General features: G+C 57.9%; 15 protein-coding genes. 2 read left to right on the top strand and 13 right to left on the bottom strand.

Translation table 11 applies throughout. The annotated features are described in order from the left end of the window. Positions 1–22 precede the first annotated feature (22 nt). Together Q8N00_17085 and Q8N00_17090 are read left to right on the top strand one after the other, a co-directional pair. Complete coding sequence (locus Q8N00_17085; GenBank protein ID MDP2384498.1) at positions 23–1681, top strand: cyclic peptide export ABC transporter; 1659 nt, start codon at positions 23–25, stop codon at positions 1679–1681. Positions 1682–1697: 16 nt separating this feature from the next. Further along, on the top strand, positions 1698–2492 hold the full coding sequence (locus Q8N00_17090) for a 4'-phosphopantetheinyl transferase superfamily protein (GenBank protein ID MDP2384499.1): 795 nt from the start codon (positions 1698–1700) through the stop codon (positions 2490–2492). A 14-nt stretch (positions 2493–2506) separates the two neighbouring features. Here the strand turns inward: Q8N00_17090 and tadA are convergent, their stop codons facing one another. The 13 genes from tadA to Q8N00_17155 all read right to left on the bottom strand — a co-directional run bounded on the left by tadA (position 2507) and on the right by Q8N00_17155 (position 13292). Then, entirely contained in the window at positions 2507–3001 is a 495-nt protein-coding gene (gene tadA / locus Q8N00_17095; GenBank protein ID MDP2384500.1) for a tRNA adenosine(34) deaminase TadA, read from the bottom strand. Positions 3002–3095: 94 nt separating this feature from the next. After that, the gene (locus Q8N00_17100; protein ID MDP2384501.1) at positions 3096–3995 is read right to left on the bottom strand and encodes a hypothetical protein; all 900 of its coding nucleotides are present in this window, start codon (positions 3993–3995) and stop codon (positions 3096–3098) included. Between the two features lie 116 nt (positions 3996–4111). After that, positions 4112–5128, bottom strand: coding sequence for an anti-sigma factor (locus Q8N00_17105; GenBank protein ID MDP2384502.1), 1017 nt, complete (start codon positions 5126–5128; stop codon positions 4112–4114). Continuing rightward, the gene (locus Q8N00_17110) at positions 5125–5679 is read right to left on the bottom strand and encodes a sigma-70 family RNA polymerase sigma factor (protein MDP2384503.1); all 555 of its coding nucleotides are present in this window, start codon (positions 5677–5679) and stop codon (positions 5125–5127) included. The genes Q8N00_17105 and Q8N00_17110 overlap by 4 nt, the downstream gene beginning before the upstream one ends. A 454-nt stretch (positions 5680–6133) precedes the next feature. Then, the gene (locus tag Q8N00_17115; protein ID MDP2384504.1) at positions 6134–6943 is read right to left on the bottom strand and encodes a S24/S26 family peptidase; all 810 of its coding nucleotides are present in this window, start codon (positions 6941–6943) and stop codon (positions 6134–6136) included. Then, positions 6940–7908: a nucleotidyltransferase family protein gene (locus Q8N00_17120; GenBank protein ID MDP2384505.1), complete on the bottom strand. Its 969-nt coding sequence runs from the start codon at positions 7906–7908 to the stop codon at positions 6940–6942. The genes Q8N00_17115 and Q8N00_17120 overlap by 4 nt, the downstream gene beginning before the upstream one ends. Next, positions 7877–8935 (bottom strand): radical SAM protein, encoded by a 1059-nt coding sequence (locus Q8N00_17125; GenBank protein MDP2384506.1) that lies wholly within the window; start codon positions 8933–8935, stop codon positions 7877–7879. Before Q8N00_17125 ends, Q8N00_17120 begins: the two co-directional genes overlap by 32 nt. Next, the gene (locus tag Q8N00_17130; GenBank protein MDP2384507.1) at positions 8932–9837 is read right to left on the bottom strand and encodes a hypothetical protein; all 906 of its coding nucleotides are present in this window, start codon (positions 9835–9837) and stop codon (positions 8932–8934) included. Before Q8N00_17130 ends, Q8N00_17125 begins: the two co-directional genes overlap by 4 nt. 17 nt (positions 9838–9854) lie before the next feature. Then, complete coding sequence (locus Q8N00_17135) at positions 9855–10085, bottom strand: hypothetical protein (GenBank protein ID MDP2384508.1); 231 nt, start codon at positions 10083–10085, stop codon at positions 9855–9857. Further along, positions 10078–11214, bottom strand: a complete 1137-nt coding sequence (locus Q8N00_17140; GenBank protein MDP2384509.1) for a radical SAM protein — start codon at positions 11212–11214, stop codon at positions 10078–10080. Before Q8N00_17140 ends, Q8N00_17135 begins: the two co-directional genes overlap by 8 nt. Continuing rightward, positions 11207–12121, bottom strand: coding sequence for a radical SAM protein (locus Q8N00_17145; protein ID MDP2384510.1), 915 nt, complete (start codon positions 12119–12121; stop codon positions 11207–11209). The genes Q8N00_17140 and Q8N00_17145 overlap by 8 nt, the downstream gene beginning before the upstream one ends. 3 nt (positions 12122–12124) lie before the next feature. After that, positions 12125–12418, bottom strand: a complete 294-nt coding sequence (locus Q8N00_17150) for a PqqD family protein (protein ID MDP2384511.1) — start codon at positions 12416–12418, stop codon at positions 12125–12127. 58 nt (positions 12419–12476) lie between these two features. Then, positions 12477–13292 (bottom strand): class I SAM-dependent methyltransferase, encoded by an 816-nt coding sequence (locus tag Q8N00_17155; protein ID MDP2384512.1) that lies wholly within the window; start codon positions 13290–13292, stop codon positions 12477–12479. Between the last annotated feature and the right edge of the window lie 39 nt (positions 13293–13331).

Genomic DNA, 13331 nt, shown 5'->3' on the forward strand with positions numbered 1-13331 from the left:
GCGAGCATGAGGCTGGTCGACGATGCCACTTAAACGATTTCTCAGATTTATTGTGCAGCGTTCGAGAGCCATGGCCTGGCTCATGGTCAGTGTCGGCGTCCTGTCCGGTCTTTTGAGCGCCGGGGTGTTGGCTCTCATTAATCATGTGCTCCATCATCCCTCAGATCCTTCCCGCATCGTGATGCTGGGGTTTATCGTCCTCGTCGCCGGAAAGCTCCTGTCAAGCCTGTGGTCTCAGCGTCTGCTCGTCCGATTCTCACAAGACACGGTTTTAGATCTCTCCTTATCGCTCTGTGCGAAGATCGTCCGGGCTTCGTTGCGTCGTTCCGAGCAGCGAGGCGCCGCCAATATTCTCGTCGCCCTGACAGATGACGTCAGTTGTGTCACGTGGGCGATTCAAAGTTTTCCCCAGTTGATCATGAATATGGCCGTGGTGCTGGGCTGCGGGCTCTACCTCGCGTGGCTATCGTGGGGTATGTTTCTGGGAGTGGTTGGAGCCACCCTGCTTGGCGCCTTGGGGTATCAATGGCTATACAGCAGCACGTTCAGCGTCGTCTCTGCAGCTCGTGCGGCCAGGGTTGAGTTGTTTCGGCACTTTCGTTCTCTCACGGATGGACTGAAAGAGTTGTTGATGCATCGGGCACGCCGAATGGAGTTTGTGAATGAGGAATTGCGAAGAGCTGCTGAATGGCACCGGCAGACGAACTTGGAAGCCACGCGGAGGCAAGATCTGGCAGGAGCCTGGATGCAAGTCTCGTTTTACTCCCTCATCGGTGTCATCGTTTTTCTGTTTCCCTCTATGGTCACGGTGTCCCCCGAAGCCTTGACCGGGTACGTGGTGGCCGTCCTCTATATGATGGGTCCCATCTGGGGCATTATCGGCGCGATCCCGACTATCGAGCGAGGTCAGGTGGCATTAGAGAATATCGAGCGATTAGGCATAACCCTGGACGTGAAGGATGAGGATGATGCCCTGACGGTAGAATCGACAGACCGTGAAATGGAGATCCTGCCCATTGTGCGGTGGAAGGATGTCGTGTTTTCGTACGGTGAGGTGAATGGGCAGGAAGCGCCCTTCACGCTGGGTCCCATCAGTCTAGACCTGCACCCTGGCGAACTGGTGTTCCTTGTCGGAGGGAATGGAAGCGGGAAGTCTACTTTCGTGAAGGTGCTTTCGGGGTTGTATCAGCCACAACAAGGACAGGTGACGTTGGCAGGTACGGCGATCATCGATGCCAATCGAGAATGGTACCGTGAACATTTCTCGGTTGTATTTTCAGACTTTCACGTTTTCGCTAAGCTCTTGGGTTTGTCGGATTCTCAGACCGAGAGGTTGGTGCCGGAATACTTACGGTTGCTGCACATGGATCAGAAAGTGACGGTGCGTGAACGCACGTTCTCGACTCTCGATCTCTCACAGGGGGAGCGAAAACGATTGGCCCTTGTCACGGCCTATTTGGAGGATCGCCCGATTTATGTGTTCGATGAATGGGCGGCGGATCAAGATCCGCAGTATAAGGAGATATTTTACAAGACGTTGCTTCCGGACCTGCGTGCGCGGGGGAAACTGGTGGTCGTCATCACGCACGATGACCGGTACTTTCATCTCGGCAATCAGGTCATTAAATTAGAAGACGGCAAGGTAGTGGAATGTTTGAAGTCCGGGGCAGTCGGCCGTTGACCCTGCCGATGGCTCTATGATGGTGAAGGTCTGTATCCAGGATGGCGATGTGGTGATTGCCTTTCAGTCGATTGAATATCTTACGGGTCCTGAGTGGCCAGACCACAGTGGCCTGGCGCCGAATGCCGTGCATGTCTGGGGGATTGAGCTCGACGGGTCGCCACGCTGTCTGGAGCGATGCGCGCAGTGGTTGGACGAAGAGGAACAGCAACGAGCCGCGCGCTTGATTCGAGAAGAGGACCGGCGGAGTTACGTATTTGCGCACGGAGGTCTTAGAGCCGTGCTCAGCCGGTATCTTGGGATTGGCCCCGATGTGGTCGCGATGTATCGTCGTGAGGCAGGTAAGCCCTCCTTGGTCGGAGCCGTAGGAGGTCGACATGCGATCACATTCAATATGTCCCATGCGCATGGCCGTGCGCTGATTGCGGTTTCAAAGGGACAAGAGGTCGGAGTGGATCTCGAACGAGTACGCGCTGACGTAGATGTCGTGAAACTGTCCGAGCGTTACTTTGCTCCTTCCGAACATGCCACGATTATGCAGGCGATTCAGGAGCAACGTGCCGCGAGATTCTTCCGCTACTGGGTTTCAAAAGAAGCGGTGGTCAAGGCACAAGGTGTCGGGCTCCAGGCCTTGAGCCAATGTGAGGTCCTTTTGGGAGCGGACGGAGTCGGCGCAGAGATTCGGGTCCCGGTCGATTCTCCGCTCCAAGCGAACTGGAGGGTCCGGCTCCTTTCTTGCGGAGAGGGATGGGAAGCCGCGGTGGCCGCGCAGGGAAAGGATTGGGTCGTGCAGAGCGGGTTCGTGGGATAAAAGCCGTCCCGCTGCTATTGAGTGGAATGCGGCTTTGTGGCCGATGATGCCTCTCGGAGTTCCTTGAAAAACTTCTGAATGAGGGCCTGACACTCCTGTTCGAGGACCCCGCCGGTGACGGTGACCCGGTGATTTAGCTTCGGCTCAGACGACAGGTCGAATACCGATCCGCAGGCGCCGGCTTTCGGATCTGTTGCTCCAAAGACGACTCGCGGAATTCTCGCCAGGATAATCGCACCGAGACACATGGTACAGGGCTCGACGGTCACGTAGAGCGTGGTCTCGGTTAATCGCCATGTGCCGAGGGCCGTCGCTGCGGCGCGGATGGCAATGACTTCCGCATGGGCCGTGGGGTCTTGCCAGAGCTCGCGGTAATTGTGAGCCTGGGACAGGATTTTCCCCTCACGCACTACCACTGCGGCAATCGGCACCTCGCCGATCGCCGGCGCGCGGGCGGCTTCCTCCAGTGCGACTCGCATGAAGCTTTCATTCAGTTCATCTGTCGGCACAGTGGCTGTTCTCCCGGATAACTGCGCTGTAGGACCTTGTTCAGGCCGATATCGTAGCATGGTCCCTGCAGCAGGAGACAGGGCAGAAAGGGGCCTAGCGGTGGAGCGAGAGTTGTTTGCCCGCAGGACTTGACGATTTGGTCCATTCGAACTCGTACCGCAACTGCAAGGCGACGTACCGTTGCACGAGCCCTCCTCGATCCAAAGGCAGGTCTCGCTCATGGATCAGGGCAATCTCCATCTCGTGGTAACGGACGGCAAGCCCCATGACCAAGTCGAATTCACTGGGCCGCATGACATTGGACGCGCTCCGGTCCGTAAAGAGGTTGCCGTCGACGAAGAGGACGACACGATTGCGATAGAGGTCGAGGTCGGCATGTGCCACATATCGGAACAACGCGCGTCCGCTGTTGTCTGGTCTGGCAAAGTAGGATTGGTTGTGAAAGAACCATCCGCCGCCGGCATAGACTGTCAGATTCTGCTCGGGAAACGCCGAGCGCCACCAGCTGAGGCTGCGGGCATCGGCCGGCCGATAGGTGACGAGTGTATCGGCATAGGCCTGTATGATGCCGCTTCGATCCAAGGGAGCATCTCGTTCATATTGCAGGCGCCATCCCCAGTTCTGGACGGTGCCGGTGAAGGCATAGACGGAGTCCCATTCCGAGAGACTCACCCAGCCGGCTTGCCGGTCTGAAAAGAAGTTCTGGTCGGTGTAGAACTGGAGATATTCTTTATAGAGATCCGTTTCCAAATGGATCATATGGCGAAGACCGACCAAGCCGCTGTTGTCCGGTCTCGCGGCAAAGCTGGGGTTGCTCATGAAGGCGCCGGAGAGGAGGTAGCCTCGAACCCAATGCTCTTCGCTGTTGTCATGGGCCCCTTCCATTTCCGGCAGAGGACGTCCATATTTTTCCAGCGCCCAGAGTTCAGGCGGGGACATCAGGCAGAATCCCCAGAACAGGGCTGCGATGGTCAGAGCATGTAGGGCTCGCATGATTCCTCTCTGCCGGCTTGATGCGTACGTCGAGTGAGATGGGCACTCGAGACGTGGTTGATACGGAGGTTGTAGCGGGCCAGCAGAGAGAGGTCAAGCGTTGAGTGTCGAGTCCGTTAGGATCGGCTTAAGAGGTAGATGGGGCCGGTCGGTTGGGGGCGGCCGCCTGACGGTTCGAGGCTCAGAGCAAATGTTTTCGCATCGGTGAAGTTCGACACCTTTTTCACCAAGAGGTTGGTGGTATCTCCGCGATCCATATGAAAGGTCCCGAGGCTCACGGGTTTGGCCTGAATGGCCCAGAGTTGATAGGTTGTGCCGGTGGGACATTCCGGAAGGTTCACGGAATAGAGCCAGACCTTTTGGGTTCGCGCGTCGTAGAGGAGGAATCCCGCAGCCTGTTTCGCCACGTCCGATCCGGCAAGAGAGACGGCTTTGATGTTGGGGATTCGCAGGAGTGTGGCTAATTCGTCTTGCGGAGTCCCGCCGGCGCGCACGCCGCTTCGCTGGCTGAGTTGCACGCGAGTCTCTTCAAGGTCAGCCTCGCGTTTGGCCAGTTGTTCCTTCGCTTCTGTGGCTTCGTTCGTTCGTTGCTGTATTTGGTTGCGTAATTCGGCGAGGATGTTCGCCTGTTCGCCGATCTCACGCTGCAGTTTGGTAAGCGTCGTCGATTTGTCCTGGAGCGAGGATTCGAGCTGTTGAATGTTCGAGGTATCCTCGGAACGTTTGGTGACCACGTTCCAGGAGAGAGAACCGACGACCGCTACGATGACGAACGTGGCCAATCCAACCGCCCAGGGAAGCGACCATGAGCGGGCAGGGGCGATGGGCGGAAAGAGGTGATTCATCCATTCGCCAGGCTCCAGACTCGGTCTGGCCGGCTCTTGCTGGGCTGCTACTTCTGGTATCGGGGCAGGATTTCGTCCGGCCATGATGATGGCTTTGAGGGCTCGTGGAGGACTGGTCTGACTGAGCCCGAGTGGAAGAAGCGCAGCAACGGATTGATAGTCTTTGAGCCCAGCGTGGCACGAGGCGCAACCGGAGAGGAGATGGGCTTCCAGCGCCTGTCGTTCGGTTCGGTCCAACGCCCCTGCTGCGTACAACGGAACCGATTCTTCAAGTTCTTCATGCGTCATTGGAGCTCACCATGGTTCCACCACTGTTGCAGCCCATCACGGAGTTTGGACATGCCAAGTTTAATCCTAGTCTTGACGGTCCCGAGCGGCTGGTTGAGCCGCGCGGCGATCTCGGCGTGGGAGAGTCCTTCGTAATAGGCGAGTTCGATCGCTTGTCGCTGCGCTTGGGGCAAGCCCGCCACCGCCGTACCGATGCTGAGACGGAGTTCTTGATCGGCCTGTGTATCAAAGGGATTAAGGCCCAGATCGGCCACCTGATCGGCGGCTCCGGTTTCCAGCGACTGAGTGGCTCGATAGCCCCTTGTTGCCCTGGCCCGTAGCCGGTCGATGGCCCGACTTCTGGTGAGGGTGACCAGCCATGCCACCGGAGTTCCGCGCCCGACATCATAGCGGGAGACTTTTCGCCAGACTTCCAAATAGACATCCTGCAAGAGCTCCGCCGCCTCCTCGTGATTGCCCAGGATCCTGACCGCCAACGTGAACAAGAGCGCGCTCGAATGGTCATAGAGCTGGCTGAAGGCCTGCTGATCGCCTTTAACCACGCGGGCCATTAGACTTGGATCGATTGTCGAGGTGGCCTGTCGAGAGGGTGTATCCATAAAACGAACGCGTGATTGGAGGGAAATCCGGACCCCCTCATGTCCGCCTCGACTATACCATTCTACGGTGGGAACGGGCAAAAGGATGTGTATTCTCGCAGGATGCTGAAAAGAGGCGGGGTGGCTGGGACGATCCCAACTGCTCGCGCAACGCGCGGCCTCAGAAGGCCCTCGTTGGACGCGCGCAGTTGGGATCATCCCAGCCACCCCTTAAAAGGATAGTTCGCTACGGCCTTGCTGGATGGTCTGTTTCAGCATCCTGCGGAGACGTTTTGTATTTGAGCAAGGCGAGCGGCCATCGAAGCTCTCTCGTTCCAACATGGTTTCCCTGCAGCCTGCTAGGTTTGGGAAAAACAGGGCTATCGGCTTCTTTGGAATGGCGAGACATTGCGGAGGCTGAACAGCGCTATAGGGGGTTAGTGCCGTATTCTCGGTCTATTTGTAGGGGGCTGATGCATCGACGAACGAAAGGCTCTAGACCGGCGTCTTGGAGCGATTGTCGGAGCAGCAGCGATTCCGTAGCCGGCTCATATTGCGCCAATCGCCAGGGCCCTAGGCGTAAAACGTAATGAGTCGGTTGTGGTTCCTTCCTCGAGGCATTGAAATCTGGGAACGCTTGGAGTCTGAACGAGCCGATCCTGACATGGGAGGGGAGGGAGCGGAGTGGTGCAGGAGCGAACGCATCCACCATGGCTGTTTTCCTGAGGAGACGAAGCAACATATTCTGAATGAGTGGGTATGTTGCACCGATACAAGTAATCCGGATCGCTGACCGGACGACCGCTGCTCGAACGCGATTTCTGGAGCTGGGCGATTCGGTTGAAGTGAAGGACTTGTCCGGGCATTCACCCACGGCGATGTATCGACCCTTCCGCATCACGCCCCTGACGACTCCGATCACCGACGCTGACGGAACGGCTTCGCCCGGGCCATTAGCCGCATCGCCTTTTGTGGTCAGGATCCCCTGCGCGTCCATGGCGGCGATGCGATGGCAGATAAACATGTTCTCAGTCCGAAAGACGACGATCGCGCCGACGGTGAGGGGGGACGGAGGGCTGAGTTCAAGCCTGTCGTCCGCTTGAATGGTCGGAGTCATGCTCGATGACATGATGCGAGGCACAACCAGGCTATTCAGGAGAGGCCAATGCAGTGCATCCGGCACGTCCTGCAAGGAGAAACGGCCATCGACGGTGTGCGTGGGCAGGAGGTGGATCATGATACCTTCCCGGGCGTTTCTCTTCCGATCACGAGCCGGATCAGCATGCGGGAGATCAAGAGCCCTCCAGCATTGACCAGTTGCCACCAGCGAGTGATTCTGGTGTGCCAGGGTCGTGTTGCACTCTCATTCCCATACCGATAGGCCAGGAAGCGCGAGGAGGGGAAGAGGGTACGCCGGAGCCAAGCAATTCTGTGCCCCGGTGCTTGTGTGACCCACAATAAAAAATGTCCGAGTTCTGGGAGGGGCTGGGTTGTCACCAATCGTCGGAAGAGGACGTTCAGGACCCGTTGAGACAGGGTCGATGGGGCGAGTTGTTGTAGTACGGCTGAGGGAATTCCTGTTCGTGCATCTCCCAATGTGAGCTGCCGTAGACCGTGGTAGAGAGGGATTTTCAGATGATGCCTGGCCGCCTCTTCGACAATGGTCGGCCAATGGAGGGCCTCCTTCTCGATCAGCAATCTGAGATCGGTGAGGAATGATGGCGTGAAATGTCCCCGGTGCACGACGGTGTAGGCGACCAAATAGAGCAAGAGGTCGTTAGACGCCAGTTGCTTGACCATGATCTGCCCGAGCGGCCTGCTTCGAGCCCGTGCCCACAGTCCCGCAAGTCCTTGTTCATCGAGATACCAGAGTTCGGAGATGAGATCCAGCGTGAGGGTCGATTGGGACGAGAGATAGGCGGGGTTGCCGTCGAGCTGTTGAGAGAATCCGTTCCCCATCAGCAGGCGATGAATAGCGGGCAGGTCTTGCGCATGGACTAAGAGGTCTACGTCCGAGAGGGGCCTCGTCCCGCGTATTCCATAGAGGCGTGAGAGCAGATCGGCCCCTTTCAGAAGGAGGCACTCAATACCATTCCGGTGAAATGTCTGGCCGACGATCTCACATTCATCGAGTAGACGTTTGTTGATCAGGCTGACCTGGCTATAGGCGTCAGCGAGGTCGGCGAGGGTCGAGGAGGGCATAGGTGCGATGCTCCAGTTGTGCCCATTCTTTGAAATGCGGGAGGCAGGAACTCAAGTCCCCGGTTTCGAGCCAGGCATCGCTCCGGCCTTGGCGGCAGTGGGTCCGCACCTCGCAGGTGGGACATTCGTATCGATGACTCGGTTGCGCCTGGTCGACCGTCTGCTTGAGAAGCTCCCAGCCTTCTTTCACGGTGCCGGCGCGGAGATCATAACGAGGGAGAGGGAATCCCGTGCACAGATTCATCTCGCCATAGGGCGTAATGGCAAATCGGCTCTGACCGCATGCACATTCGATGAAGGCCTGGTTGGGTGCACAGATTTCCTCGGGTGGGGTCGTTGACCGGTGAGGACGCATCTCTTGATCGATCCTGACTTTCTCTTCAGGGGCGAGGCGATAGTGCAGTGGCGTTCGATCGCCGGTGATGCCGGTCATGATTTCTAGACAATATTGGAATCGCATCTGCAGCGATTCCACCAGTTGCCGGCAGGCCTGGATTTCATCGCGATTGATGGTCGTGACGGGCATGCGGACAAGGACTGGTACTGAAGCCGCGGCGAGATTGAGCAAGCCCTGCCGGAATTGCCGATAGGATCCAGGAACTGCCGTCATTCCTTCATAGACCGCTTCGGTCGCACCGTAGATGGAGACATTGATTTGGCTGACGCCGACTTCTTGGAGGAGGTCGGTGAAGGCGGCGGTGATACGGGTGGCGTTGGTCATGAGGTGGATCATCAGCCCCTGCCGCCGCGCCGCGCGAAGGATCTCCCCGATGTCGGGCCGCACGCTCGGTTCGCCCCCGGTGAAGGTTACGGTGAGTACGCCGAGATCGGCGATTTGTTTCAGGAGCGCGCAGATTTCATCGGTCGTCAGTTCGTGAGGGAGCGCACGATGCGTGGGGTTATAGCAATGGACACAGCGCAGGTTGCAGCCGTAGGTCAGTTCAAAGGTGACGCCCTCCGGTGTGCGGATCTTCGCCGCCTTGCGGGAGATGGCTTCGAGGAAATTTTCCGACGCGATCGTCTTCATAAGGATACAAGCGGATGGGCCTGCCCTTCCGCCAGGATGTAATCCACGATGTCGGGAGATTTCAGCGGGGCGAGCGCCCGGCAGTCCACTTGCTCGGTAAGATCCGCCATCAGCCCCATGGTTCGATCCAGGCCCTCGCGATCCCAGAGCGGCAGGAAGCTCTGGCGTAGGAGTTCTTGTGTGACGGCGCGTGGAGACATCGAGGCCGAGGTATGTGCGCCGGTTCCATGGCTGATGCAGTAGAGGTGGGTGAGAGGGCTCCAATCATTGGCGGCATAGTTGCCGGAACCGACCCAGGGCGTGCCGTGGATGATGAAGCGGCCCTCGATCTTGCGGATGATGATCCGTTCGTCGCTGAGGACGCGCGCGCCCCGTTCCGCGAAGAAGTCTGCAATCGTCGATTTGCCGGCTCCCGAGGCACCGGTGAAGAGATAACCCTGTTCGTGACTGGAAAGGCCCGCGGCATGGAGGAGGATGGTGCCTTCCCGGGCCATGCGAGATAGGAGGCAGACTTCAATGAGGGGATTGAAGAGATGCATCGGACACCACCCGACTTGGCCCATCTGTAGCTCAGGCAACACCCAGGCCGATACGGTCCGGTAGTCTGCAGAGACCAGTGCAGAGGCCCGTGGCTGATGCGTGTGAGGGCTCACACTTTCGATGACGAGTCCTGCGTCGGACTCGAAGATTGTCCAGAGGCCATGCGCGGCGTCGAACTTGATGGGGCCTTTAGCCAATGGGGGAAGATGTGGAGCCACCGTGACCGTCACGTCTAGATCCGGTTGTGAGCCTGGTTGAGCGAGGAAAGAATCGAAGGGGCGCAGCGGCCAGGCGAGTTGAGGATGGCTATCCGGTTCATTCAGGCTGATCCGGTAACCGCCAATCTGAAGGTCAATCCGCATCGTGCTCTTCCTTCTCGCTACGAAAGACGTGGACCGCTATCGCGGCAGGCGCCACCGGTGACGTTCGATTTTTTACAGCCTCCTGGCGAGCCTGGTGGTTGGCATTGTCCATTGGCGCGACAACCATTCAGGAGTGAATTCGCAAGTGCGCTCATGGTCGTCAGGCTGCAGGCGGAAAGGATGGCCTGCTCCTGGTTCAGCTCGACCCGGAAGAGCTGCGGAGCACTATACGGTTTTTTCTCAGTCATGATGGGTCTCCACTTCCTTGTGCGGCCGATGCAAAGGATGCAGCAATGTGTGGCGCAGGGTCGATTGTGCACGAACATGCGCGACGTCGCAATCATAGGGAATGGGGGCTTCGGCTGAGCCAGATTCCCAACGCGCATCGGAAGGCTTCTTGTCGCAAAATGTATGGATCTCGCAGGTGCGGCAAGGCGACTCGCCTTGGTATCGCATGCTTCGGATCTCCCGGAACAGCATCTCGATGGCGTCAGCAAGCGGGTGAGTTCGCAGCGACACCCGCCGCTCATATTGCAGTGTACAGGTGCCGAGTTCGCCCCAGGCATTGATGTGGATGGTATCGGTGCCACAACCACAGCGGTAGAGCCGGTCGGTGTCTGGCGTGAGCAAGTGGCTAGCGCTGTTGCAGCGTTCCTCCTCCACCTCAGTTGCCGGCTGATCTCCTTGCAGTGTCACGATGTCTTCGGGAGCGATTCGATAGGCGAGCGACGACAGATCGCCGTTCAGACGTGGAGAGAGAGAGGTCGTGAGTCCGAACTCCTGCCCGAACGATTCCACGAATTGCTTGATGGCCGGTATTTCGTCTCTGTTCCAGTTCATGGCTTTCGTTTTCAACGTGAATGGCAGGCCGCTGTCTCTCAACATCTCCATGCCGCGGAAGAAGGAACGGAAGGATCCCGGGACCTGGGTGAACCAGTCGAACGGGGCTTCTGTCACCGAGTGGCAGGAGATATCGATGGTGAACGGCGGCATCTGCTGCAGCCGCTCAATGGTGGCCTTCGTGAAGAGGGTGCCGTTGGTGTAGAGCTGGAGCAGGAAACCTTTGTGAACGGCGGCTTCATAGATCTCAAAGAAATGAGGGTGCATGAAGATATCGCCACCGGTGAGATTGAGCCACACGACGCCCAGCTGCTGCATGTCGTCGAGCAGGCGATGGATTTCTTCGAGCGTCAGTTCGCGTGGGAAGAAGTCCTTGTGGTTGTAGGGATCGGTGTAGCAATGGCGGCAATGGAGATTGCAGCGATAGGTCAGTTCCAGTTGCGCCTTGATCACGGATCCGGTGGCAGCGGCCTGCTCGTGGACGCGTTGGCTGAATGCACCATATTGAATCGTTGGGATGGCTCTCTCGTTAGGCATGGTGGTGCATCCCCGGTTGGAGGAGGGCCGGTGTACTGGGGACTTTCCAGTCGCAGGCAAAGGTCGGCAGGGCTTCGAAAAACCCTGCAGCGAACGGGCCGGTTCGTAAATCATAACTCTGCCGGCGATTGCCGGAGCAGAGCTGCAGGCGGCCATAGGCATCGATATGGAAGGAATGCATGCCGCTTCGGCAAGGCGGCTGGTCTGCTGAATCCTGCCGACCTGCCTCTTGTTCGAGATCGGAGTCTTGCCGATTCAGCTCGGCAAGACTTTGTGCTGACAGGGCATAGTGGAATGGGCCAGCACCGCCGTCGAGTGACGGTCTCATTTCCTCGCCGAGCTTATAGGATACCGTTTTCAGCGATTCGACGTATCGTTTGATGTCGAGGATCTCCTGTCGATTCAGGGTCATCGCGGTGCTCTTCAACACCAGGGGAATCTGGCGATCGAGGAGGAGCGTGATGGCCTGGACGCAGCGGTCGTAGGAGCCCTGCCCGAGCGTAATCTGTTCGAAGGTTTCGCGGGTACGTCCGTGCAGGCTGATTTCAATGCGATGGGGCCGCAGCGCGGCAAAACGATCTGCATGCGCCTCTGTGATCAGGGTTCCGTTCGAAAAGACCGTCACCAGGAATCCACAACGGATGGCATGTTCATACAGTTGGAAAAAGTCGGGACGAGCGAGCGGTTCGCCTCCGGTGAGACAGAGCTCCAAGGTGCCGGCCTCGGCCAGCTCATCCATAATGCGAAGGATGTCGGGGGTGCTGAGTTCCTGACGGATGGCTTCGGGACGATTGAAGCAATCGGTGTAACACATCACACAATGCAGATTACAACGACAGGTGATCTCCCATTGGCAGGAGTAGGGGAAACGCTCGGGAAGGTGGGTGAGTTTATCCTGCGCAATCATGAGTCATCTGGCCACCTCCTCGACTGCCTGGATGGAGAGGAGGTCGTCGAGTAATGACGTGAAATCCTGCGCCAGCTGGTCTGCCGCCACCTCATACTCGTGGCAGAAGTCTGACACGATGTCCTGCGCCGTCCGTTGTCCGTCGATTCGATGCCAGAGTGCCGATCCAGTTTCGTTCAAGACATAGATGCTATTGGCTTCGGTCAAGGTCCGTCGAATAGGGACCAGAAGGCATTCCCCTGCGACATCGCGCTGCACATAGTCTGGATTTTTACTGTAGATCGCAGTGGGTGTCATCGGTAGCGGAAGGATAGCAAATCCTGCGCAGGCCTTCTAGGGCTATTTTGGGGGCCGATCAGGCTCCCGTCGCACGTGGAGGGGTGAGGCCATTTGCGGGCCATGAGAGCACGGCATATCCCTCATGCCAGTGTAATTGGTGGACCGTGGCTCCTGCCTCCAGAAGTTCTGATCTGATCTCTTCTTTATCGATGAAGGCATGGAGGAAGTGGTGCTGGGAACAGGTGTCGCCCAATTGGTACGACTGATTAGTGCCCGGCAAGGTTGTGAGCCAACGGTTGAGTCGGTGAATGAGCCGGTGCGTTTTTGTTTCAATTTCTCGGGCGATGAGAAAGTTGAGCACCAGCAGACCCTGGTCCTTTAAGCATGGACGGAGGCCTCGGAGCCAAGCCTGCCGATGTGGCCGACCGGGGATAGAGCTGTACATGATCCCGGACATGAAGACATAGTCCAGGCGACCTGGGCTAATGGGGAGAGCCAGAAAGTCCGCCTGTGCGAAGAGGGGGCGGAGGTGGTTGGCCTTGGCATGCCGAGCGGCGACGTGCAAGCTTTCCCGGTTGATATCCAGGCCCACGACGGAAAAGCCTCGTTGTGCCAGCGCGAAGGACTCGCGCCCCCCACCGGCTCCCAGCACCAGGATGGTTCCCGTCTTTATCCGGTGGTCTGCGAGTACCGCTGCTTCCCAGCTCTCCAACGTCCATTTGTACCAGCTCTCGGGTGCACGAGCTGCGGCGTCGTGGTAGCTGCGATTGTAGTGGGCGCGGATGAGTTCGATCATTTCCTTTGGAGACAGCAATGCCGGGAGGATTCCGGTGAGGAGTTGTTGAATCCGAAACAGGATCCCCGCGAGCTGTTCGCAGAGAAGGATGAGCATGCTGAAGATGCGAGCAATGAGGCGCAGGGTCTGAATTCC

The organism is Nitrospirota bacterium, from assembly GCA_030684575.1.
Taxonomy (GTDB): domain Bacteria; phylum Nitrospirota; class Nitrospiria; order Nitrospirales; family Nitrospiraceae; genus Palsa-1315.